This is a genomic window from Zobellella endophytica (assembly GCF_003012775.1).
GTDB classification, from domain to species: Bacteria; Pseudomonadota; Gammaproteobacteria; order Enterobacterales; family Aeromonadaceae; genus Oceanimonas; species Oceanimonas endophytica.
Genome location: NZ_PXYG01000002.1, coordinates 477,449 through 500,723 on the forward strand (window position 1 = coordinate 477,449; position 23,275 = coordinate 500,723).

At 65.2% G+C, this 23,275-nt stretch carries 20 protein-coding genes and 2 pseudogenes; 6 read left to right on the top strand and 16 right to left on the bottom strand.

Translation table 11 applies throughout. From position 1 onward, the window contains the following. Positions 1 to 86: 86 nt before the first annotated feature. The 4 genes from astD to C7H85_RS07475 all read right to left on the bottom strand — a co-directional run bounded on the left by astD (position 87) and on the right by C7H85_RS07475 (position 4,840). On the bottom strand, positions 87 to 1,556 hold the full coding sequence (gene astD / locus C7H85_RS07460; protein ID WP_106729080.1) for a succinylglutamate-semialdehyde dehydrogenase: 1,470 nt from the start codon (positions 1,554 to 1,556) through the stop codon (positions 87 to 89). A gap of 4 nt (positions 1,557 to 1,560) precedes the next feature. After that, positions 1,561 to 2,577 (bottom strand): arginine N-succinyltransferase, encoded by a 1,017-nt coding sequence (gene astA, locus C7H85_RS07465; RefSeq protein WP_106729081.1) that lies wholly within the window; start codon positions 2,575 to 2,577, stop codon positions 1,561 to 1,563. Positions 2,578 to 2,655: 78 nt separating this feature from the next. After that, on the bottom strand, positions 2,656 to 3,870 hold the full coding sequence (locus C7H85_RS07470; RefSeq protein WP_106729082.1) for an aspartate aminotransferase family protein: 1,215 nt from the start codon (positions 3,868 to 3,870) through the stop codon (positions 2,656 to 2,658). 388 nt (positions 3,871 to 4,258) lie between these two features. Continuing rightward, a complete protein-coding gene (locus C7H85_RS07475) occupies positions 4,259 to 4,840 on the bottom strand; it encodes an anthranilate synthase component II (RefSeq protein WP_106729083.1) in 582 nt (193 codons plus the stop codon). A gap of 307 nt (positions 4,841 to 5,147) precedes the next feature. Here C7H85_RS07475 and C7H85_RS07480 point away from each other — a divergent pair, with 307 nt between their 5' ends. The 6 genes from C7H85_RS07480 to C7H85_RS07505 are packed head-to-tail and all read left to right on the top strand — an operon-like array spanning position 5,148 to position 10,833. Beyond that, positions 5,148 to 6,152 (top strand): LacI family DNA-binding transcriptional regulator, encoded by a 1,005-nt coding sequence (locus C7H85_RS07480; protein ID WP_106729084.1) that lies wholly within the window; start codon positions 5,148 to 5,150, stop codon positions 6,150 to 6,152. A 42-nt stretch (positions 6,153 to 6,194) separates the two neighbouring features. Further along, a complete protein-coding gene (locus C7H85_RS07485) occupies positions 6,195 to 7,214 on the top strand; it encodes an ABC transporter substrate-binding protein (protein ID WP_106729085.1) in 1,020 nt (339 codons plus the stop codon). Then, positions 7,214 to 8,110: an ABC transporter permease gene (locus tag C7H85_RS07490; protein ID WP_106729086.1), complete on the top strand. Its 897-nt coding sequence runs from the start codon at positions 7,214 to 7,216 to the stop codon at positions 8,108 to 8,110. Before C7H85_RS07485 ends, C7H85_RS07490 begins: the two co-directional genes overlap by 1 nt. Beyond that, positions 8,107 to 8,937 carry an ABC transporter permease gene (locus C7H85_RS07495; RefSeq protein WP_106729087.1) on the top strand — a complete coding sequence of 277 codons (831 nt, stop codon included), beginning with the start codon at positions 8,107 to 8,109 and terminating at the stop codon, positions 8,935 to 8,937. The genes C7H85_RS07490 and C7H85_RS07495 overlap by 4 nt, the downstream gene beginning before the upstream one ends. Before the next feature lies 1 nt (position 8,938). Beyond that, positions 8,939 to 10,009 carry an ABC transporter ATP-binding protein gene (locus C7H85_RS07500; protein WP_106729088.1) on the top strand — a complete coding sequence of 357 codons (1,071 nt, stop codon included), beginning with the start codon at positions 8,939 to 8,941 and terminating at the stop codon, positions 10,007 to 10,009. Beyond that, positions 10,006 to 10,833, top strand: coding sequence for a phosphodiesterase (locus C7H85_RS07505; RefSeq protein ID WP_210433591.1), 828 nt, complete (start codon positions 10,006 to 10,008; stop codon positions 10,831 to 10,833). The genes C7H85_RS07500 and C7H85_RS07505 overlap by 4 nt, the downstream gene beginning before the upstream one ends. 240 nt (positions 10,834 to 11,073) lie before the next feature. Here C7H85_RS07505 and zapE read toward each other — a convergent pair whose 3' ends face one another. The 12 genes and pseudogenes from zapE to C7H85_RS07560 all read right to left on the bottom strand — a co-directional run bounded on the left by zapE (position 11,074) and on the right by C7H85_RS07560 (position 23,035). Further along, positions 11,074 to 12,171 (bottom strand): cell division protein ZapE, encoded by a 1,098-nt coding sequence (gene zapE, locus C7H85_RS07510; RefSeq protein WP_106729090.1) that lies wholly within the window; start codon positions 12,169 to 12,171, stop codon positions 11,074 to 11,076. A gap of 68 nt (positions 12,172 to 12,239) precedes the next feature. Further along, on the bottom strand, positions 12,240 to 13,313 hold the full coding sequence (locus C7H85_RS07515; protein ID WP_106729091.1) for a protein-glutamate methylesterase/protein-glutamine glutaminase: 1,074 nt from the start codon (positions 13,311 to 13,313) through the stop codon (positions 12,240 to 12,242). A 1-nt stretch (position 13,314) separates the two neighbouring features. Beyond that, positions 13,315 to 13,809, bottom strand: coding sequence for a chemotaxis protein CheD (locus C7H85_RS07520; protein ID WP_106729092.1), 495 nt, complete (start codon positions 13,807 to 13,809; stop codon positions 13,315 to 13,317). Continuing rightward, positions 13,806 to 14,612 (bottom strand): CheR family methyltransferase, encoded by an 807-nt coding sequence (locus tag C7H85_RS07525; RefSeq protein ID WP_210433592.1) that lies wholly within the window; start codon positions 14,610 to 14,612, stop codon positions 13,806 to 13,808. The genes C7H85_RS07520 and C7H85_RS07525 overlap by 4 nt, the downstream gene beginning before the upstream one ends. A 32-nt stretch (positions 14,613 to 14,644) precedes the next feature. After that, positions 14,645 to 16,321 carry a methyl-accepting chemotaxis protein gene (locus tag C7H85_RS20300; RefSeq protein WP_146140431.1) on the bottom strand — a complete coding sequence of 559 codons (1,677 nt, stop codon included), beginning with the start codon at positions 16,319 to 16,321 and terminating at the stop codon, positions 14,645 to 14,647. A gap of 159 nt (positions 16,322 to 16,480) precedes the next feature. Beyond that, on the bottom strand, positions 16,481 to 17,017 hold the full coding sequence (locus tag C7H85_RS07535) for a chemotaxis protein CheW (RefSeq protein ID WP_106729093.1): 537 nt from the start codon (positions 17,015 to 17,017) through the stop codon (positions 16,481 to 16,483). Between the two features lie 203 nt (positions 17,018 to 17,220). After that, positions 17,221 to 17,935 (bottom strand): annotated as a pseudogene (locus C7H85_RS20080) (methyl-accepting chemotaxis protein); the annotation flags it as partial. Positions 17,936 to 18,184: 249 nt separating this feature from the next. Next, positions 18,185 to 18,724: pseudogene (locus C7H85_RS20085) on the bottom strand (MCP four helix bundle domain-containing protein); the annotation flags it as partial. A gap of 48 nt (positions 18,725 to 18,772) precedes the next feature. After that, entirely contained in the window at positions 18,773 to 20,932 is a 2,160-nt protein-coding gene (locus C7H85_RS07545) for a chemotaxis protein CheA (protein ID WP_106729095.1), read from the bottom strand. Positions 20,933 to 20,962: 30 nt separating this feature from the next. After that, positions 20,963 to 21,289, bottom strand: coding sequence for an STAS domain-containing protein (locus C7H85_RS07550; RefSeq protein ID WP_106729096.1), 327 nt, complete (start codon positions 21,287 to 21,289; stop codon positions 20,963 to 20,965). Between the two features lie 204 nt (positions 21,290 to 21,493). Then, positions 21,494 to 21,859, bottom strand: a complete 366-nt coding sequence (locus C7H85_RS07555; RefSeq protein WP_106729097.1) for a response regulator — start codon at positions 21,857 to 21,859, stop codon at positions 21,494 to 21,496. Between the two features lie 12 nt (positions 21,860 to 21,871). Next, entirely contained in the window at positions 21,872 to 23,035 is a 1,164-nt protein-coding gene (locus tag C7H85_RS07560; RefSeq protein ID WP_106729098.1) for a methyl-accepting chemotaxis protein, read from the bottom strand. Positions 23,036 to 23,275: the final 240 nt, after the last annotated feature.

Genomic DNA, 23,275 nt, shown 5'->3' on the forward strand with positions numbered 1-23,275 from the left:
GTACCTTGATGGCCGGCCGGCAAAACGCCGGCCGGCCTTGCCTCCTCCCCCACCCCGGCGACGCCGGGGCCTGCCATCGGTGCGCCCTAGAACTGCAGCCCCGGCGACAGGCTGGCCGGCATGGTCACCCTGTCGTCTTCCACCGAGGCCACCGGGTAGGCGCAGTAGTCCGCCGCATAGTAGGCGCTGGCCCTGTGGTTGCCGCTCTCGCCGATGCCGCCGAAGGGGGCGGCGCTGGAGGCGCCAGTGATCGGCTTGTTCCAGTTGACGATGCCGGCGCGGATACGACGGAAGAAGTAGTCCCAGTCTTCCTGGCTATCCGACAGCAGCCCCGCCGACAGCCCGTAGCGGGTGTTGTTGGCGATGGCCAGCGCCTCGGGCAATTCGGTGTAGCGGATCACCTGCAGCAGCGGGCCGAAGTATTCCTCGTCGGGCAGCTCACCGATGGCGGTGACGTCGATGATGCCCGGCGACACCAGGCCGGTGCCGGCCTGCAGTTGCTTGAGCATCAGCAGCGACTCGCCGCCCAGGGCCAGCAAATGGGCCTGGGCCGCCACCATGGACTTGGCCGCCTTCTCGGAGATCATCGAGCCCATAAAGGGCTGGGGATCCGCGTCGTACCGGCCCACCCGGATGGCCCGGGTCACCTCGATCAACCGCGCCAACAGGCGGTCACCGGCCTCGCCTTTCGGCAGCAGCAGGCGGCGGGAGCAGGTGCAGCGCTGGCCGGAGGTGATAAAAGCGGACTGCACTATGGTGTGCACGGCGGCATCCACGTCTTCCACCCGGGTCACCACCAACGGGTTGTTGCCGCCCATCTCCAGCGCCAGTATCTTGCCCGGCTGGCCGGAGAACTGGCTGTGCAGCAGGTTGCCGGTGCGGGACGAACCGGTGAAGAAGAGGCCGTCTAACCCTGGATGGGCCGCCAGCGCCTTGCCGGTGGCCACCTCGCCCTGCACCAGGTTGAGCACGCCGGCGGGCAGGCCGGCCTGCGCCCACAGCCTGACCATTTCCTGTGCCACCATGGGGGTCAGTTCGGAGGGCTTGAACACCACGGTATTGCCGGCGATCAGCGCCGGCACGATGTGGCCGTTGGGCAGATGGCCGGGAAAGTTGTAGGGGCCGAACACCGCCACCACCCCGTGAGGCTTGTGACGCACGAAGGCACGGGCGCCGGGGATCGGGTTTTCCACCGTACCGGTACGCTCAAAATAGGCTTTCTCGGAGATGCCGACCTTGCCGACCATGGCCGCCACCTCGGTGAGGGTTTCCCACTGGGGCTTGCCGGTTTCCCGGGCGATCACCCGGGCCAGGCTGTCCTTGTGCTCGTTGAGCAGTTCGGCATAGCGCTTGGCGATGGCCAGCCGCTCCTCGACCGGACGTTCGGCCCAGGGCACGGACGCCTCGCGGGCGGCGGCGATGGCCTCGGCCACCTGTTCGGCACCGGCGGCGGCGCCGCGCCAGATTTCCTCATTCTTCGCCGGATCCAGGGAAACGAATGCCTCGCCCTCGCCCGCCAGCCACTGGCCGTTGATATATTGCACTGCTTCAGTCATCGCCTTACATCTCCACTACCCTGACGGTATCACCGTCTTCAACCTTGAGCAGGCGGGCGACCTCCGGGGTCATCACCGCCTGGGCCTTTTCTTCATCGACTGCCAGATCACCGATCAGGGCCCGGAAACCATTGAACCGGGTATTGCTGATCAGGTGCTTGCCCGCCTGTACCGGATGGCCGGTCTGCACCGTCAGCCGGCGGCTGTTGCGCACCGTGCGGATGTGCTTGAGATCGCACTCCACGCTGGGGCCGGCGTCGAAGATATCGACATATCCGCGCCAGGCAAAACCTTCTTCCTCCAGCAGGCGCAGGGCCGGCCGGGTCTTGTCGTGGGTTTTGCCGATCACCGCCCGCGCCTCTTTCGACAGCAGGTTGACGTAGATCGGGTACTTGGGCATCAGATCGGCGATAAAGCCCTTCTGGCCGATGCCGGTGAGGTAATCCACGGTGGGGAAGTCCATGGAGAAAAAGTGCTCCTGCAGCCAGCTCCAGAACGGGCTGTTGCCATTGTCGTCGGACACCCCGCGCATCTCCGCCAGGATCCGGTGATCGAACAGCTCGGAAAATTCGGCCAGGAACAGGAAACGGCACTTGGACAGCAGCCGGCTGTTCAGCCCCGCCCGCGCCTTCTCGCGCAGGAACAGGGTGCACAGCTCGCTGACCCCGGTGTAATCGTTGGTCAGGGTCAGGGTTTCCACCACGTTGTAGATACCCAGCTTGCGCGAGCTGTGGACCTGCTTGCCCAGCAGGTAGGTATAGAAGGGGGAGGACAGGCCCACGGCGGCATCCAGGGCGGTGGTGCCCAGCACCTCGCCGGTGTCGCTGTCTTCCGCCACGAAGAAATAGAGACACTCGCCCTTGCCCGCCGGCTGGCTGGCGAAGGAGGCCATGGAGTGATCGATCTTGTTTTGCAGCAGTTCATCGTTGACCGGCAGCGAGGTAAAGCCGTGGCCGGACTCGATGGCGATCTGCTTGAGGGTGGGGAAATCTCTCTGCTCGATGGGGCGAATCACCAACATGCAGAACTCCTTATTACAAAATTGGCGACAAGAGCGAGGCAACCCTGCCCCGCCCTTGATACCTGTCGCCGGAATGAGTTAGCCGTTTACTACCCGGGCCACGGCGCGCTCGAAACGGGCCAGGCCTTCGGCCACTTCTTCCTTGGTGATCACCAGGGAGGGAGCGAAACGCACCACGTTGGCGCCGGCAATCAGCACCATCAGTTGCTCTTCCATCGCCGCCAGCAGGAAATCGCGGGCCCGGCCCCGGTACTGCTCGTTCACCACACAGCCGAGCAGCAGGCCCTTGCCGCGGATCTGCTCGAAGCAGCCGTACTTGGCGTTGATGGCCTCCAGCCCTTCCCGGTACCAGGCCTCCCGCTCTTTCACGCCGTTCAGCACCGCGTCGGTGTTGACGGTGTCGAAGGCCGCCTCGGCCACCGCACAGGCCAGCGGATTGCCGCCGTAGGTCGAGCCGTGGGTCCCCACCTTGAAGGCTGCGGCGATCTTGGTGGTGGTGAGCATGGCACCGACGGGGAAACCGCCGCCCAGGGCCTTGGCGCTGGTGAGTATGTCGGGGGTCACGCCCAGATCCATGTAGGCATAGAGGGCGCCGGTACGGCCCACGCCGGTCTGCACTTCATCGAACACCAGCAGCGCATTGTGCTGGTCGCACAGTTCGCGTACCGCCTTGACGAAGGCCGGATCCGGGCTGATGATGCCGCCTTCCCCTTGCAGCGGCTCCATCACCACGGCACAGGTACGGTCGGAGATCAACGCCTTGAGCGCCGCCAGATCGTTGTAGGGCACGTGGTCGACGTCGGCTGGCTTGGGGCCGAAACCATCGGAATAGACAGCCTGGCCACCCACGGTCACGGTAAAGAAGGTACGGCCGTGGAAGCCCTGGGCGAAGGCGATGATCTGGGTCTTTTCCGGGCCGAAGTTGTCGATGGCGTAACGGCGGGCCAGTTTCAGCGCCGCTTCGTTGGCTTCGGCGCCGGAGTTACAAAAATACACCTTCTCGGCGAAGGTGGCGTCCACCAGTTTCTTGGCCAGACGCAGCGCCGGCTCGTTGGTCAACACATTGCTCAGGTGCCAGAGCTTATCGCCCTGCTCCTTGAGCGCGGACACCAGTGCCGGGTGGCAATGGCCGAGACAGTTGACCGCAATACCACCGGCGAAGTCGATATATTCCCGGTCTTGCTGATCCCATAGCCGGGCACCCTGGCCCCGCACCGGGATCACCTGGGCGGGGGCGTAGTTGGGGACCATGACCTGGTCGAATAATTCGCGGGTGACTGCCATATCAGACATGCTTATCTCCTCCAGTACCGCAGCTTGCTCTGCGATAAAAGTTAAATCCATGTAAACACGCGAGCATTATTACAAAACAATGGTGACTTGTCTCTACAACGCCGGAAGTTTTTAGTCATTTATTCGGCACCAAAGAGAAATATAGTCATTTATATTGCATAAGCTCGCATCAACCCCGCCGGTCCGGGCTACCGCAAGCCGCCCGGGCTGCATAAAAGGGCAACCGAAAAATTTTTTTCCCGGTCCGGCCCGGCAGGCGGAAACCGCATTATTCCCGGTATGGACGTGACTTACGAACGAAAAACACTGATAGCCCCGATAAGGAAAACTAATAGTCGGGGCCGGCAACAGGATTTCTAATGGGCCGCAGACGGCGCCAGGGAAGGACTCAGATAAGTTCGAGAAAGTTCTGCAGCAGGCGATGGCCGCCTTCGGTAAGGATGCTCTCGGGGTGGAACTGCACGCTGTAGAGGGGCAGGTGGCGATGCCGCATGGCCATGATCTCGTCCACCCGCCCGTCGCCGGTTTCGGTCCAGGCGGTGAGCTCGAAGCAGGCGGGCAGGCTCTCGGGCTCCACCACCAGGGAATGGTAACGGGTGACGGTGAGTGGATCCGGCAGCCCCTCGAACAGGCCCCGGCCGGTGTGGCGGATGGGGGAGGTCTTGCCGTGCATCACCCGGCGGGCGCGCACCACCCGCCCACCGAAGGCCTGGGCGATGGCCTGGTGCCCCAGACAGACGCCGAGGATGGGGATGACGCCGGCAAACCGGGTGATGGCCGCCAGCGACACCCCCGCCTCGTTGGGCGTGCAGGGCCCGGGCGAGATCACCAGCCCCCGCGGTGCCAGCGCGGCGATCTCGTCCAGCCCGATCTCGTCGTTGCGGCGCACCACCACCTCCTGCCCCAGCTCACCGAAGTACTGCACCAGGTTCCAGGTAAAGGAGTCGTAGTTGTCGATCATCAACAGCATATTTAGCTTATCTATTTGATTTAAGAGAATAAAAATAGTCAATCATCGCTTTACCGGCCGCAATTCCATTTACCCCAAAACCCGGGACCGCAACGGCATGCACGAAGAAACCGTATTCTCGCATCTATCCACCCGGTGTCCAACCTCACCCGGCTCCAATGAGAGTCCTGCTGCTGGGTTTCGGCATCCATAACGTGGCTGTCCTCGCCCTTGAATTTCCCTATAACCTTCACGCCCTTGTCATAAACCGGCGCTAGCCTTTCTGCAAATGAGATCGATCTCATTCAGTATTCAGAGAGAGTTACGCATGACAGATCTGGCAACAGTGGCCAAACAGGCAGGGGTATCGCGCGCCACGGCGGCCCGGGCTTTTTCCCAGCCCGATCTAGTACGACCAGAAACCAGCCAGAAAGTCTTTGCCGCCGCCCGCAAGCTGGGCTTTCGCCCCAATCATCTTGGCCGTCAGCTGCGCACCCAGGCTACCCACATCATTGGGGTGCTTATTCCCAGCCTGGATAACCCGGTATTTGCCGAACAGTTGCAGGCGATGGAAGTGGCCGCCCGCGAACGTGGGTATGCCCTGCTTATTGCCACCACCGACTATGATCCGGAGCGCGAGGCCGACATCGTCGAAGAGTTGCTGCGCCAGCGGGTGGACGGCCTGATCATGACGGTGGCCGATGCCCATGAGAATGCCCTGCTCAGGCAGTTGGACGCCGAAAACATTCCCTATCTGCTGGTCTACAACCAGTTGGACACCCTGGACGCCCCCTGTGTGTGCGTCGATAACCGGCAGGCCATGTTCGATGCCACCCGCCATCTGCAGCAACTGGGACATCGTCACATCGGCATGGTGGCCGGCCCCATGTTGCAGTCCGATCGCGCCAAACTGCGCTATCAGGGCTATTGCCAGGCCATGCTGGCACAGAGGCACGTCGCCCTGCCCATTATCGAAATGCCGCAACACACCCGCTCCTCCTTTGAGGTGCTGGCTCCCTGGCTCGACAACGACACCCCGCTGACCGCCCTGCTGTGCTCCAACGACCTGTTGGCCATCAGCGTCATCGGCGATCTGCAGCGGGCCGGCCTGCGGGTACCGGATCAGGTGTCGGTCATTGGATTTGACGGCATCGCACTGGGAGAGCAGTTGTGCCCATCCCTGTGTTCGGTCGTTCAACCCCGCCAGGCCATTGGCCGGGCGGCGGTAGAAGGCTTGTTGGCGCTGATGGGGGGCGAACAGGCCAGGCTGGAAAAACTGCCCCATCAACTGCGCCTCGGAGAGAGCGTTGGGCCGCTGCCATGGCCCAACTGAGGTGCTTGTCGTTTCTTAACCAAACTCAAAGCAGGACAGATTATGAAGAAATTATTGACGTTAAGCCAGTATGCCGCCCCCGCCCTGTTGCTGGCGGCCACCTTCAGCGGCCCATTGCAGGCGGCAGAAACCGCCATTTGCTACAACTGCCCGCCGGAATGGGCCGACTGGGGTACCCAGTTGCGCGCCATCGATCAGGATCTGGCCATCAAGGTGCCGCAGGACAATAAAAACTCCGGCCAGTCACTGGCCCAGTTGGTCGCCGAACAAAACAGCCCCATGGCCGATGTGGTGTATTACGGCGTTACCTTCGGCATCCAGGCCAAGGAGTCGGGGGTGGTGGAAGGCTACCAACCCGTCCATTGGGACGAGATCCCGGTTGGCCTCAAGGATCCCGAGGGGCACTGGTTTGCCATCCACTCCGGCACCATGGGCTTTATGGTCAACGTCGACGCCCTGGGCGGCGCCCCCGTACCAAGCACCTGGGATGATCTGCTCAAGCCGGAATACAAGGGCATGGTGGGCTACCTGGATCCTTCCAGTGCCTTTGTCGGCTATGTGGGCGCCGTAGCCGTCAACCTGGCCAAGGGGGGCGATCTGAACGATTTCACCCCGGCCATCGACTATTTCAAGGCGCTGGCCGACAACGCCCCCATCGTGCCCAAGCAAACCGCCTATGCCCGCCTGTTGTCGGGCGAAATCCCCATCCTGCTCGACTACGACTTCAATGCCTACCGCGCCAAATACAAGGACAATGCCAACGTTGCCTTCGTGATCCCGGAAGAAGGCAGCGTGGTGGTGCCCTATGTGATGAGCCTGGTTAAAAACGCGCCCCAGTCGGAAAACGGCAAGAAAATCCTCGACTATGTCCTCTCCGACAAGGGCCAGGCGGTGTGGGCCAATGCCTTCCTGCGGCCGGTACGCGCCAGCGCCATTTCCGCCGAGGCAGAGCAATACTTCCTGCCGGACAGCGACTACGCCCGGGCCAAAACGGTGGATTACGACCAAATGGCCCAAGCCCAACGTGACTTCTCCGCTCGCTATCTGGCCGAGGTGAACTGATGTCGGCCCGGCAAAATACGCTTTCAAGGCCCCCAGCGGGGGCCTTTTACGGCGCCTCGCCAGGCCGCAAGCGGCTCAGGGTAAACCGGGCGGTACTCTTTACCCTGGTACCGGCGCTGACCTTTTTTTGCGCCTTCTGGCTGTTGCCCTTTGCCCGCCTGGTGGTCATGGGCACTGAGCCGGACAACCACAGCGGTGCCAGCGCCTACTGGACCGTGCTGACCCACCCCCGGTATCTGGGCAGCCTGTTCTCCACCCTGTGGCTGTCGCTGGCGGTAGCCGGCCTGGCGGTGGCCCTGGCCAGTGTGTGCGGTTTTTTCCTGGCACGCAATCAGTTCCCGGGCAAAACCTGGCTACTCTCCATCCTCACCTTTCCGCTGGCCTTTCCCGGGGTGGTGGTCGGTTTTTTGGTGATCATGCTGGGCGGTCGCCAGGGGGCCCTGGCCCAACTGAGCCAAAGCCTGTTTGGCGAACGCTGGATGTTCGCTTACTCCTTGACCGGGTTGTTCGTCGGCTACCTCTACTTTTCCATTCCCCGGGTGGTGATGACGGTCATGGCCGCCTGCGAAAAGCTTGACCGCAGCCTTGAGGAAGCGGCCCGTTCACTGGGCGCCAGCCACTGGCGGGTGATATGCGATGTGATCATTCCCGCCATCCGGCCGGCCCTGCTCTCGACCGGCGCCATCTGCTTTGCCACCAGCATGGGCGCCTTTGGCACCGCCTTTACCCTGGGTACCCGCATGAATATTTTACCGCTGAGCATTTACGGCGAGTTCACCAACTACGCCAACTTCGCCATGGCCGCCGCCCTGTCGGTTATCCTGGGCCTGGTCACCTGGCTGGCGCTCGCCCTAGCCCGCCGCCTGGCCGGCGATGTAGTAGGAGCGCCCGCATGAAACATCGTGGACTGTTCCTGCTGCAACTGGGGTTCACCCTGCTGGTGTGCCTGTTCATGATAGTGCCGGTGCTGATGTCGGTGCTGGCCGGACTGACCGAAAACTACTTCATCGGCCTGGAAAGCGGCCTCACCACCCGTTGGGTGGTGGAAGTATGGCACCTCTACGCCGATACCATTCTGTTGTCCATCAAGCTGGCACTGGCCTGCCTGGTATGCACCCTGGTGCTGGGCGTGCCGGCCGCGTACAGCCTGCTCAAAAGCCCACGGCGCTGGGCCCACACCATCGAGGAGCTGCTGCTGATGCCGGTGGCCATTCCGGGCCTGGCCACCGCCCTGGCCCTGCTGCTGGCCTACGGCCAGTTCCGCGGCCTGCGCGAAAGCTGGCTGTTGATGCTGATTGGCCATGTGCTGTTCACCCTGCCGTTCATGATCCGATCGGTATTGTCGGTGATGCGCACCATCGATATTCCCCGCCTGGAAGAGGCGGCCGCCAGCCTGGGCGCCGGTTTTTGGCGGCGCTTTTTTACCGTTATCGTGCCCAACTGCACCGGCGGCATCCTGGCCGGCGCCCTGATGGTGATTACCCTGTCCATCGGGGAATTCAACATCACCTGGATGCTGCACACGCCGCTCAACAAAACCCTGCCCGTGGGCCTGGCGGACAGCTATGCCTCCATGCGCCTGGAAATCGGTTCGGCCTATACCCTAATCTTCCTGGCGATGATCATGCCGTTGCTGATCCTGGTGCAATGGCTAGGCAACCTCCCCCACCGCAAACCTCGTTCCCGGGCATCGGCCCCCGTTACCGCAACAGAGAGTCACTAACATGTCCGCCATCAGTATTCATCTGCGCCACTGCGCCCGTACCTTTGCCAACGGCACCACTGCCCTGCATCCCCTGGATCTGGACATCAACGCCGGCGAAACCCTGGTGCTGCTGGGCCCATCCGGCTGCGGCAAAACCACCACCTTACGCCTGATCAGTGGACTGGAAACGCCCGACGCCGGCGGCCAGATCCGTTTTGGCGAAGAAGACGTGACCCGGCTACCGATAGAAAAACGGGACGTTGGCATGGTCTTCCAAAACTATGCCCTGTTTCCCAACATGAACGTGGCCGACAACGTAGCCTACGGCCTCAAGATCAAGCGGCTGCCGGCCCAGGAAATCCGCCGCCGGGTAGAGGAAATGCTGGCCATGATGCATCTTGACGCCTATGCGGACAGGGCCATTCATGAACTGTCCGGTGGCCAGAAACAACGGGTGGCCCTGGCCAGGGCCATGGCGGTACGCCCTCGGGTACTGCTGTTTGACGAGCCGCTGGCCGCCCTCGACGCCAAACTGCGCGATCGCCTGCGTATCGATATCGGCCAGTTGCTGCGCCAACTGGGCACGACCGCCATTTATGTCACCCACGATCAGGCCGAAGCCATGGCCCTGGGAGATCGCATTGCCGTAATGGAACAAGGGCGTATCGCCCAGATTGGCAGTCCCAGGGAGATCTATCACCATCCGGCCAACGCCTTTGTTGCCAACTTCATCGGTACCGTCAACCGGCTTGAGCCTACCGGCGTAGCCGGCTCCGCTCGACTGGCGGTTGCGGGGGGCTGGATCCCGGTGCCACCTGAACGACGTGCAGATCACTTCTACTGCCGGCCGGAGGACATCCGCGTGTGCGCCACCCCCGATGCGCCGATCAGTGGCAAGGTCGTAGACAGTTTCTTTCTTGGCCAGAGCCAGCGCCTGCTGGTGGACACCGGCGCCGAGCAGTTGCTGCAGGTAGACAGCCCGGCCCGCCAGCCATGGCAACGGGGCGACAGGGTGGGCCTGGAGATCCCGCCAGAGGCGCTGTTTACCCTGCCGGAGCCAGGCAAGCACCAGGGAGGTCTGCACCCGTGAGTGATTTTTTCATCGCCCAGCTCAGCGACCTGCACATCAAGGCGGGCGGCAAGCTGTCTTATCGCCGGGTCGACACTCTCAGTGCCTTGCAGCGGGCGGTGGCGACCCTCAACCAACTGAGTCCCCGCCCGGACGTGGTGGTGATCACCGGCGATTTGGTGGATTTTGGTCGGGCGGAAGAATACGCCACCCTCAAGCAAGCCCTGGCCGACCTGCTCATGCCCTTCTACCTGATGCCCGGCAACCACGACGAGCGCAATGCCCTTCGGGCCGCCTTTGAAGATCATGACTACCTGCGGCAACAGCCGGAATTTGTGCAATGGGTCATCGATGATTACCCGGTTCGGTTGATTGGCCTCGACTCCACCGTGCCCGGCCAGCCCCACGGCGAACTGTGCCAACCCCGCCTGGACTGGTTGGACGCCACCCTGCGCCAGCAGCCGCAGCGCCCTACTGTGGTGATGTTGCACCATCCGCCCTTCGACAGCGGCATCAGCCACATGGACCGACAAAAGCTGCGTAATGACGATGCCCTGGCCCGGGTTATCGAGCGGCACCCGCAGGTGGAACGGGTGTTATGCGGACACCTGCACCGCAGCATCCAGCGGCGTTTTGCCGGTACCCTGGCCTGCGTGTGTCCGGGCAGCTCGCACCAGGTCGCCTTGGATCTTCGCCCCAATGCCCCTTCCCAGTTTATGCTGGAACCCCCCGCTTTCCTGCTGCACCACTGGAGTGAGGCCGGCGGCATGGTGACCCACACCGGGGCCATCGGCCGCTACGATGGCCCCTACCCGTTTTTTGACGAGCATGGCCTGATTGATTAGGGGGCGTTCTCTATCATGTCAGCCATATCACCGTGGACAGAGGCTAAGCATGGTTGTGCAGTGTCTCGCTGAACGCTCGTATCGTGTCGCTATGCGGCGGCAGGGCTTCAGCTTCGTTGAATAGCGGTTCCGAAATAGTGGATCACTGCCGGCAGCGACCGAGGCGCGAAGGGTCTGGCACAGCTTCTTGGTAGCGCGGCCGAATTGCCAAGGCTGCCCCAGGCTGGTGGCCAACCGGTCTCAGCCGCCGAACCGGGCCAGTTGCATTTCCTGCAGCCGGCTCAGGGTGCGGCGGAAGGGAAAGGCCAGGGCGCCGTCCCGGTAAAGCTCCTCCGGCGGCACTTCGGCCTCCAGCCAGAGCGGTATGCCCCTGTCGTAGCACTCGTCCACCAGGGCGATAAAACGGCGCGCGCCGTCGTCCTGGCGGGACAGGGGCGGCAGTTGGCGCTCGCCGGCGGCGACCTGGGTCGCGCCGTCTTCGGTGCCGCGGGCGATGGTGCCTTGCCGCCGGCCGCCGCTCAGGCGGGGCACCCCGCCCAGCAGGATATGGTTAAAGCGGTCGCACAGCTCGATAAAGTCCGGCGCCGCCAGCGGCTGTTCGCACAGGTCCGCATAGCGGCACCAGAGCACGGCCTCGCTCCGCCCCTGCACCGGTATCTGCCGGTGGCCCAGCAACAAGGGCTCACTGCCGCCGCCCGCCGGCGCCAGCTCGGCGAACAGGGTCGCCAGGGCCTGGGGGGCGTCCACCCAGTAGCGTTGCCGGGGCGCCCCCGGGTGCAGCCGGTGATCCTCGCCGCCGTCCACCGCCACTACCCGCATCCGCTCGGCCATGGCCGCCACCGCCGGCAGAAAGCGATCCCGGTTGAAGCCCTCCGCGTAGAGCCCCTCGGGCGGCTGATTGGAGGTGGTCACCAGCACCAGGCCATCGGCGAACAGCTGTTGCAGCAGGCGGCCGAGCAGCATGGCGTCGCCGATGTCGCTCACGAACAGCTCGTCCAGGCACAGCACCCTCACCTCGGCGGCCAGCTCCGCCGCCAGTTGCGCCAGCGGATCCTCGGTGCCGGTAAGCTGGAACAGCCGCCGGTGCACCCAGCGCATAAAGTGATGAAAGTGCAGCCGCCGGGCCGGCACCGACAGGCCGCGATGGAACAGGTCCATCAGCCAGGTCTTGCCCCGCCCCACCGGCCCCCACAGGTAAACGCCGCCGATATCCCGCTCGCCGGCATGCAGCCGGCGCTGGCACTGCTCCAGCCATTCGGCGGCCCGGCGCTGGGCGGCATCGTCCTTAAAGCCCGCGTCCAGGGCGGCGAGGTAGGCGGCGTAGGGGGAAAGGGTCATAACGGGCCGGGGTTTGCGAAACGGAAGGGCATTAAGCCACAGCGCCCGCCGCCGGACAAGGCCGGCCCCTAGCGCCGGGCCGCGTGGCGCATGATCTCCGCCGGTATCCGCTCGAGCGACACCACCCGCTCCACCGCCCCCAGGGCGATGGCCTCCCTGGGCATGCCAAACACCACGCAGGAGGCCTCGTCCTGGGCCAGGGTCTCGGACCCGGCCTGGGCCATTTCCTTCAGTCCCCGGGCGCCATCGTCGCCCATGCCGGTCATGATGATGCCGGTGGCGTTTTTACCGGCAAACTTGGCCACCGAGCGGAACAGCACGTCCACCGAGGGTTTGTGCCGGTTCACCGGCGGCCCGTCCAGCACCTCCACCTGGTAGTAGGCGCCGCTGCGCCTGAGCTGCATGTGCCGGCCGCCGGGGGCGATCAGCGCCAACCCCGGCAGCACCCTGTCCTGGTGGCGGGCTTCCCGCACCTCCAGCCGGCACAGCTGGTTCAGGCGGGCGGCGAACGAGGCGGTGAACTTCTCCGGCATGTGCTGCACTATCACCAGCCCCGGGCACACCCGGGGCAGCGCCGTCAACACCCGCTCCAGGGCCTGGGTGCCGCCGGTGGAGGTGCCGATGGCCACAATATGATCCGTGGTCTGCACCATGGCCTGGCTGCCCGGCGGCTCCGCCATGGCATCCGCCCCCAGCCTGGGCGGCACCGGCAAGGGTGCGCGTGCCGTCAGCCGGCCGACCCTGGCCTGGGCCGCGGCGCGCACCGCCCCGACCAGGGCGGCGGACGAGTCCTTCAGGAACTGCTTCAGCCCCACCCTCGGCTTGGTGATGATCTCCACGGCGCCGGCGGCCAGGGCCTGCAGCGTGGTTTCGGCCCCCTGCTCGGTCAGGGACGAGCAGATCACCACGGGCGTGGGTCGCTCCGCCATGATTTTCTTCAGGAAGGTGATGCCGTCCATGCGCGGCATCTCCACATCCAGCACTATCACGTCGGGCCAGTCCCGCGCCATCTTGTCCAGGGCAAAGAGCGGATCCGAGGCCGTGCCCAGCACCTGCATGTCCGGCTCCCGTTCCAGCAGCGCCACCAGCACCTGGCGCATCACCGCCGAGTCGTCTACCAGCAATACCTTGATTTTTTTCATCTTATCCTTGTTCCTCCGCTCCCTTCAGGGGACTGTGGCTCACCCAGACCACCCCGCTCCACACCTCGAACACCACCTTGCGGTGGCCGCTGCGGCCCAGGCTCTGGGCCACCAGCCGCAGGCGGTGCTCCCGCACCAGCCGGAGGGCCGCCGCCACGTTCTGCCGGGCCACGTCGAGGCGGGCGGGCACCGGCGCGCCGAACATGTTGCCACCGCCGAACAGCTTGCACTGATACTCCTCAAGCCCGGTGCCGTGCTGCCGGGCCGCCGCCCGGAACAGGGCCATGGCGTCCTCGCCGTAACGGCCGTCGGGCCGCCTCCCGCCCCGGCCCCCCGCCGGCAGCAGGTAGTGGCACATGCCCCCGATCCGCCGGCGGGGGTGCCACAACACCATGGCGACGCAGGAGCCGAGCAGGGTGCGGATGCGGGTAGCCGGGCCGCCAAAATGGAACTGGCCGGGCTGCAGTAACACCTCGTCGACCTCGTCCGGTGTCATGGCTTGCGGTAGATGGACGGCTGCACCAGCCGGAGCACCTCGGACACCCCGTTCAGGCTCTCCGAATGGCTGACGATAAAATAGCCGCCCGGCCTCAGCCGGGGCAGGATCCGCTCCACCACCTGGCGCTTGGTGTCGAGATCGAAGTAGATCATCACGTTGCGCAGGAAGATAACATCGAAATCGCCGATCTCGGGCAGCCGCTGGTTGAGGTTGATCTGCATAAAGCGGATCCGCTGCCGCAGCCGCCGCTCGACCAGGAAACTGCCCTCCTGCTCCCCCACCCCTTTCAGGCAGTATTTGTGCAGCAGGCGGGTGTCAATGTGTTCCGCCCGGCTCAGGGGATACTGCCCGCGTCCGGCCTGCGCCAGCACCCGGCTGCTGATGTCGGAGGCGACGAGCTCCCAGGGCCCGGCCCCCAGCGCCTCGGCCAGGGTCATGGCCAGGCTGTAGGGCTCTTCCCCGGACGAGCAGGCCGCGCTCCACAGCCGGACCGGGCGGCCCCTGCCGAGCGCGGGCAGCACCTGTTGCCGCAGAAAGTCGAAGTGCCGGGGCTCCCGGAAGAAATAGGTTTCGTTGGTGGTCAGCAGATCCAGCGCCGTCTGCAGCTCGCCCCCGCCCCGCTCCGCCATGATCAGCCGGAAGTAGTCGCCGTAGCTGCCCAGGCCGTGGTGGCGCAGCCGCTTGCCCAGCCGCCCCGCCACCAGCGCCTTCTTGCCCGGGGACAGGTTGATCCCGGCGCTGCGGTACAGCCAGCGCCGGAACAGCTGAAACTCCTCATCCTGCAACGACGGCATCTGCATGGGTCAACCTCCCTCGCCCCGGGAATCCGGAATCAAACGAAACCGGGCTCGGCCTTGTCATCGAAGGCGCCAGCCCTTCGCCCGGCCGGCGCCGGCATACCGGTGGTGGCGGCCAGGGTAAAGAAGCCCATCGCCTGCTGCAGCTGCTCCGCCTGGCTGCTCATCTCCTCGGCGGTGGCCGCCAGCTCCTCGCTGCTGGCCGCATTCTGCTGGGTCACCTGGCTCAGTTGGCCCATGGCAGAGTTGATCTGCGTCGCTCCCGTGGCCTGCTCGCTCGAGGCCGCGCTGATCTCCTGCACCAGATCCGAGGTCTTGCCGATGGCCGGCACCATTTCCTCCAGCAGCCGCCCCGCCTTTTCCGCCAGGGCCACGCTGCCGTCGGACAGCTCTCCTATCTCCCGGGCCGCCACCTGGCTGCGTTCCGCCAGCTTGCGCACCTCGCTCGCCACCACCGCGAAGCCCTTGCCGTGCTCCCCGGCCCGCGCCGCTTCGATCGCCGCGTTCAGCGCCAGCAGGTTGGTCTGGTAGGCGATGTCGTCGATGATGCCGATGCGCTGGGCGATCTGCTGCATCGCCGCCACCGTCTGTTGCACCGCCTCGCCGCCCTCGGCCGCCTCCCGCGCCGCCTTGCTGGCCATGCCGTCGGTGACCCGGGCGTTGTCGGTGTTCTGGTTGATGCTGGCGCTCATCTGTTCAATCGAGGCGCCGGTCTCTTCCACCCCCGCCGCCTGCTCGCTGGCCGCCTGGCTCATCGACTGGGCGGTGGCGCTCACCTCCTCGGCGGCGCTGGCCAGGTTGTCGGCGGCGCCGCGCACCTCGCCGATGATCCGGGTCAGCCGGTCCTGCATCTGGCCCATGGCCGCCAGCAGCAGGCCCACCTCGTCCCGGGAGCGGACCTGGATGCGATGGCTCAAATCTCCCTCCGCCAGCCGCTCGGCCGCCTGCACCGCCACCGCCAGGGAGCCGGCCAGGCGGCGGTACACGAACCACAGCACCAGTCCCAGTACCAGCAGGGTGCCGGCCATGCTGATCAGCACCCAGGAAAAGGCCCTGTCCTTGTCGGCCAGGGCCGCCGTCACCACGGCGTCGGTTCGGTTTTCCATCAGCACGAAGAAGTCGTCGATGGAACGCTGGATATTGGCCTTTTCCCGGTGGTAGGCCGCATCGTGCAACATTCGCCGGGCCTGCTCGGGGCTCACCGCCCCGAGGGCGCCGCTGGCATGATCCTTCACCGCCTGCATGGCCACCGCCTCCGTCTCCACCAGGGCGGCGGACTTGGCGTTGGCGTCGGCCAGCAGGTCGAATTCCTGCTCGGTGAAGCCGGCCCGGCGCATCAGCTCGGCGAGCGGCACCGCCGGGGTGTCCGGCCGGGGCTTGTCGTCTCCCGCCGCCACAAAGTCCCAGTAGATCCGGTGGTAGGCCTCCGGCCTGGGTTGCTCGCCGTTGCGGATGGCCACCACCTGCCAGTACTGCTGTTCGAAGCGGCCGTCGCCGGTGACCGCATAGGTCCGGGCCAGGCGGGTCAGATCGTCCGAGCTTTGCCGCAGCTCATCGGCCAGCAGGTAGGACTGATATTGCCGATCCTTGGCCTCGGCCACCCGTTCCACCGCCGCCTGGTAGCGGCTGACCGCCGTCAGGGTGAGCAGCAGCATGCCGAGCGAGGCGAGGGTCAGGCCCATGAACAGGGTTTTTATCCGTAATTGAAACATAGGGTTTCCTTGTGCCGCCGGGGCTCTCCGCCGGGACGACGGCGCAACTTCCCGGTCACGGCGTCGGGCCGTGCCGGGCGGCGCCCTCCGGGAGCTTTCCCGCCGTTATTGTTATTGGTTTGAGTGATGGCAGTGCCGAGCCATGTTGGGTGATGGGGATTACTGGGCGAATTCTCCCTCCCTGGCCGGGGTCTTGCCGTCGCCGGCCTGGGACAACAATGCCATCTCCTCCACCGACAGCACCCGCTCGATGCTGAGCACTATCACGAAGCGGCCGTCCACCTTGGCCATGCCGCCGATAAAATCCGCCCGGATCCCGGCCCCGAAACTCGGGGCCGGCTCGATATCGGCCGCCGGTATGCTGAGCACCGCCGACACCGCGTCCACCAGCACGCCGATGTCCTGCACCCCCTCCTCGCCATGGACTTCGAGGATGACGATACAGCTGCGCTTGTTGACCGGAGTGGACGGCCGGCCGAAGCGCACCGCCAGATCCACCACCGGCACCACGGCCCCCCTCAGGTTGATGACGCCGCGCACGAAGGCGGGCATCATCGGCACCGTGGTCAGGTTGCCATACTCGATGATCTCCTTGATGCCGAGGATGTCCATGGCGAACATCTCGCCTCCCAACACGAAGGTCAGGTACTGGGCCTCGCCGCCGACCTTCGGCTCTGTCGCCACTAATGCATTCATTGGTTTTCCTCCTGCATCAGGGCCCGCCCCGGGGCCCTGCCACTGTATTCCCTGATGCCGGGCGCCGGGGCGCCCGGCCCGTGCCTAGAAGCGGGTGAAGCCGGGCTCCAGTTCGCCATCGCCCAACTCCGGATCCGGCTGCCTGGCCGCTTTCCCCTTGCCGGTGGCCGCCCGGCTCTCCCGTTTTACGGCTGCCCCGGCGACCAGGGTGAAGAAGCTCATCGCCTGCTGCAGCTGCTCCGCCTGGCTGCTCATCTCCTCCGCCGTCGCCGCCAGCTCCTCGCTGCTGGAGGCGCTCTGCTGGGTCACCTGGCTCAACTGGCTCATGGCGGAGTTGATCTGTGTCGCCCCCGTGGCCTGCTCGCTCGAGGCCGCGCTGATCTCCTGCACCAGATCCGAGGTTTTGCCGATGGCCGGCACCATCTCCTCCAGCAGCCGCCCCGCCTTTTCCGCCAGGGCCACGCTGCTGTCGGACAGCTCCCCGATCTCCTGGGCCGCCACCTGGCTGCGTTCCGCCAGCTTGCGCACCTCGGTCGCCACCACCGCGAAGCCCTTGCCGTGCTCCCCGGCCCGCGCCGCCTCGATGGCCGCGTTCAGCGCCAGCAGGTTGGTCTGGTAGGCGATGTCGTCGATGATGCCGATGCGCTGGGCGATCTGCTTCATCGCCGCCACCGTCTGCTGTACCGACTCGCCGCCCTCGGCCGCCTCCCGCGCCGCCTTGCTGGCCATGCCGTCGGTGACCCGGGCGTTGTCGGTGTTCTGGTTGATGCTGGCGCTCATCTGCTCGATGGAGGCGCTGGTCTGCTCCACCCCCGCCGCCTGCTCGCTGGCCCCCTGGCTCATGGACTGGGCGGTGGCGCTCACCTCCTCGGAGGCGCTGGCCAGGTTGTCGGCGGCGGTGCGTACCTCGCCGATGATCTGGGACAGTTTATCCACCATGTCCTTCATGGCGGCCAGCAGGCTGGTGCTGTCGCCCCGGCGCAGGGCGATGTCCACCGACAGATCCCCCTGGGCGATCCGGCCGGCGACGGAGGCGGCATAATCCGGTTCGCCGCCCAGCTGGCGCAGCAGGTTGCGGGTGATCAGCCAGCCGGCCAGCAGCGCGGCCAGCAGCGCGACGCCCGCGGACAGCAGCATCAACAGCCGGGCCTGCTCGTAGGTCTGCCGGGCCTCGCGACCGGAGGCCTCGAGCAGCTCACCCTGGTACTCGATCAGGGCCACCACGCTGTCCTGGTAGCCGCGGAGCACCGGGCGCAGTTCGTTCTGCAAGTAGCGCTGGGCGGCGCCCGGGTTGTCCCCTTCGATCAGGTCAAGCAACCGATCCTGGCCGGCGATATAGCGCTGCCGCTGCTCGCCCAGCACCCGCAGCAGTTCGATGCCATGCTCGGAATGGATACTTTGCTGCAAGGTGTCGATATTGGCGGCGATCCGCCGGCGAAACTCCAGGATCTGTTCGTGCTGCTGCCGCCGTTCCCGCGGATCCTCGGTCAGCATCATGTTGCGCAGGGCGATGGCGATGGCGTTGGCATTGTCGATCACATCATTGGCCCGCTTGGTCTTGGGCCAGAGATCCTCGACGATCAGTTGCTGGGCCTGGTTGAGCTGCTGCATCCGGCTGATACCGACCAGGGACACCAGCAACAGCATGGCGATGACCAGGCCGAACCCCAGGGCCAGCTTGGTGGCGACTCTCATTCCTTTAAACATGGTGCACTCCTTAAGGTTGTTTCTGACAGCGTTATTCCACACCGGCGTTTAGGCGGACAGGGCCCGCCCCTCCCGGGAAATCATTGCTTGCACAAAGGTCGATACGTCGAGGATCAGGGCCACGGAACCGTCGCCCAGTATGGTCGAGCCGCCGATGCCCCGCAGGGCGCCGAACAGCTTGCCCAGGGGCTTGATCACCGTCTGGTGCTCCCCCATCAGTTCGTCCACCACCAGCCCCGCCTTCTGTCCGGCGCACTGCACCACCACCACGTTTTCGCGCCGGCTGCTCACCGCCGCCAGGCCGAAGTGATCCCCAAGCTTGATCAGCGGCAGCACCTCGCCACGCAGATTGAGGTAGCTGTGTTCCCGGGCCAGCCGGCGATCCGCCTCGTTCAGCTCGATGCACTCCTGCACCGTGTCCAGCGGCACCACGTAGCGCTCGCCGCCCACGCCCACCAGGAAGCCGTCGATGATCGCCAGGGTCAGCGGCAGGCGGATGCTGACCCGGGTGCCCTGTCCCGGCCGACTGTCCAGATCGATGCGTCCCCGCAATGCCAGTATGTTGCGGCGGACCACGTCCATGCCCACGCCCCGTCCCGACAGGTTGGTCACCGTATCGGCGGTAGAAAAGCCGGGCTCGAAAATGAGCTGGTAGATGTCCTGCTCGCTCAGGCTGGCCCCGGGCGGAACCAGTTCCCGCTCCATGGCTTTCTGCAGGATGCGATCCCGGTCGAGACCGGCACCGTCGTCGGCGATCTCAATGACGATGCTGCCGGCGTCGTGGAAGGCGTTGAGCCGGAGCTGGCCGGAGGCCGGCTTGCCCGCCGCCAGCCGTGCCGCCGGCGTCTCTATGCCGTGGTCCATGGCGTTGCGCAGCAGGTGCATCAGGGGATCGCCTATCTTCTCGATCACCGTCTTGTCCAGCTCGGTGTCGGCGCCGCTGATGTGCAGGACGATGTCCTTGCCCAGCTCAAGGCTGACGTCGTGCACCACCCGCTGGAAACGGTTGAAGGTATCTCCAATCGGCACCATGCGCAGACGCAGGGCACCGTCGCGGATCTCCTCCATCAGCTCGGACACCAGCGAGGCCGCCTCCTGCAGCGCGGTGTTCTGGGCACGCTGGGCCAGCAGCTTGACCCCGGCGCCGGCGATCACCAGCTCGCCCACCAGGTTGATCAGTTCGTCCAGCTTGTCGGCCTGGACCCGGATGTAGCGGCTTTCCTTTTTCTTCTGCTCCCGCCCCTGGCTCTGCTTCTCCAGGGCGGCCTGCACCAGCACCGGCGCCACCGCCTGCTGCCCCACCAGCACTTCCCCCAGCCGGGGGGCGGGCGCCGCCTCAATGGCGGCCTGCTCCGCCAGCCCCTGCTCCAGCTCCTGCCGGGTCAGGGCTCCGCTCGCCACCAGTATCTCCCCCAGCAGGGCATCGTCCTCCGGCAGCGACCGGATCAGCGCGATATATTCGGATACCTTGCCGTGGTGCGGCAGTATCTGCAGCTCGCAGTCGTCCCGGACGAAGTCGAACACCTCGGCGATGGCCGCCTTGTCCGCCTCCGACTGGAAGTCGAGCTCGAACCCCAGGTAGCAGGACTCGGGATCCATCTCCGCCGCCGCCGGCATGGCGTCGGTCAGGGTGGTCAGCGAGAGGATGCGCCCCAGGGTGCCCAGGTAACGCAGGAAAGACAGGGGATCCATGCCGTTGCGCAGCACCTCGGGACCGAAGCGCAGGGACAGGTGCCAGAGGCTCGCCGCCGCCTCGCTCCCTTCCTCGCAAGGCTGGCGGGAAACCGGGCCGTCCACTGCCACCGGTGCCGGGACACCGCCGCGAAAAGCCTGTAACCGTGCCAGCAGGGCCCGGCCCCGCTCCAGGGTATCGTCGGCCGGCGGCTCGCCCCGCGCCACCCCGTCCACCAGCTGCTCGATATGATCCCGCCCGGCCAGCAACAGCGCCACCAGCTCGGCGTCGGCGGCCAGCTTGCCCTCCCGCAGCCGGTCCAGCACGTCCTCCACCACGTGGGTGAAGTCGACGATGGGGTCGAGGCCGAATAGCCCGGCCGAGCCCTTGATGGTGTGGGCGGCGCGGAAGATGGAGTCCAGCGCCTCGGCGCCGGCCTCCTGCTCCAGCCCCAGCAGGCCGCTCTCCATCTCTTGCAGCAGCTCCCTGGCCTCGTCGATAAAGGTGTGCAGTACCTGATCAAGGTTGATGCTCATCTGTAATTCCTTCTCCTTGCCATAAGGGGCTCAGGCGCTCGGGTCACCCGGCAGCCACTGGGGATCGCCGAAGTGGGCGTTCAGCCGGCACAGCTCCAGCGCCTCCAGCACCGCCTGGCTGTGCCAGAGCAGGGACAGGGCCCCGCCCTGGCGGTCGAGCTCCCGCTTGGCCAGCAGCAGCAGTTGCAAGCCGGCGCTGTCCAGCTCGCTGACCCCCGCCAGATCCAGGCCCAGCTGTTGTGGCCCGGCCAGGTAGGGTGCCAGCTGCGACTTGACGGCGGCGGCGGTGTAGATGGTCAGCTCCCCCTCCAGCCGTAACAGCACTCCCTGCTCCCGGGTTTCGGCCATTAACTGCATCTGTCTTCCTCCCTAGAACGCCATATAGTTTAAAAATCAAGCTGTCAGGCATGTGCTACCTGCCACTCTCGTCGGCAGCAAAACACCGCCGTTTGCAGATATGGACCTTGCTGGTGGAACGCAGGCGGCCCGCCCTCCCTGCGGAGGACAAGACCCGCGCCCCAAGAAGTATCATGCTGGTCAACTTTTAAACTGATCGGTGCTTTAGGGCATGACCAGCTTGGCGACCGCCGCCAGCATCTGCTGGGGCTGGAACGGCTTGACCACCCAGGCCTTGGCTCCCGCCGCCTGGCCTTCGGCCTTCTTCTCCGCCTGGGATTCGGTGGTGAGCATGATCACCGGGGTGAACTTGTAACCGGGATGGCGTTTGACCTCCTTCAGGAAACTGATGCCGTCCATGTTGGGCATGTTGACGTCGCTGATGATAAGGTGCACCTTGCCGTTGAGCTTGGACAGGGCGTCCCGGCCGTCGCAGGCTTCGATGGTGTCGTAGCCGGCCCCCTTGAGGGCGATGCTGACCACCTGCCGCAAGGAGGCGGAGTCGTCGACGATCATGATGGTTTTGGCCATGAGTGTACTCCCCTAGAAAAAGGTAATATCCGACTGGCCCTGGCTCTGCACGGCCTGGCCCTGGTGATTGAGGTGCTGCTCCAGCATGGCGTAGCTGCGGGTCATGCGCGCCAGCCAGGCATCCACGTCGATGGGCTCCCCCGCCTGTATCAGGGTCCGCCCGAATTCCTCCAGGTTGTCGCACACCTGGCGCAGGATCTGGCTGGTCCGGTCCTGGAACTGCAGCGACACCAGCATCTGCTCTATCTCATTCCGTACCCCTTCTCCCTCGCTGCGGGTACTGTCCACCGCCCGGGTCAGGCCCTCGGCGGTGCCGTCGAACTGGGCCAGCAGCTTGCGCAGGGCGGCCTCCGCCTGATCCAGCTCCCTGTCGTCCTCGGCGCTGGCCTGCTCGCTGTCGCTGAAGGTGTCGAGGATGGCCTGGTTGATGACGTTGACCTTGTCGGCCATGCTCTTGCTGGTGGCACTGGAGCGGATGGACAGGCTGCGCACCTCGTCGGCCACCACCGCGAAGCCCCGGCCGGCGTCCCCCGCCCGGGCCGCCTCGATGGCGGCGTTCAGCGCCAGCAGGTTGGTCTGGCCGGCGATGGCGTCCACCTCGGTCGCCATCCGCTGCAGTTCCTCGGTATAGCCGGTCAGCACTCGCACCTCGTCGAGCATGGTCCTGTGCCGCTGCTGGGCGCCGCGCAGGGAAGACACTATCTCCGCCAGGGCCTGCTCGCTGGAACGGGTCACCGCCTTCATGTCGTCCTCTCCCCGGGCGATGGAGTCGCCGGACGTCCCCACCAGCAGGGTGAGCCGCTGGACCAGGGAGGAAAACTGGCCGGTCAGCTCGGCGATGGCCTCTTCGGTCTGGCCGCGGGCGGTTTCGATATGGCGCCCCAGTATCGGCAGCACCGCCTGGGCCAGGGCCGGGCCATCGGCCGGCTCCGGGGGAGAAGGGGCCACCGCCTCGGTCCGGGAAGCGGCCTGCCTGGCCAGGCTGCGCTTGCAGTAATGGCCCAGCCCGACCGAAGCCAGACACAAGAGCACGGACACCAGCAGGGCGGGAGTGGAAAAGTCGGTGAGCAACAGCAACGGCAAGGTTGCCGTCACCGCCACCAGGACGGGGGCCAGACCGACCAGGCGCGGCTCCCCCTGCACTATTTCAGCTTCCGCGTTTTCAGCGTTTTTCATCTATGCCTCCTGAACATGCCTTCCCCTTTCCCGCCGCCAATTAAGGCGTGCAAGGGCCTACCGGCGACAAAGCCGGTAAAAACAAAAACGGCGGCGTATCAATTAAGCCGAAAGCACCCGCCATCGGCTACAGGAATCCCGTGCCAAGACCATGAAATTGGCGATAGCATAACGTGCCGGGTAAATATTAAAGAAATAGGTGTGGTAGTGAGATACTCCCTAAAATCATCCTTGCAATAT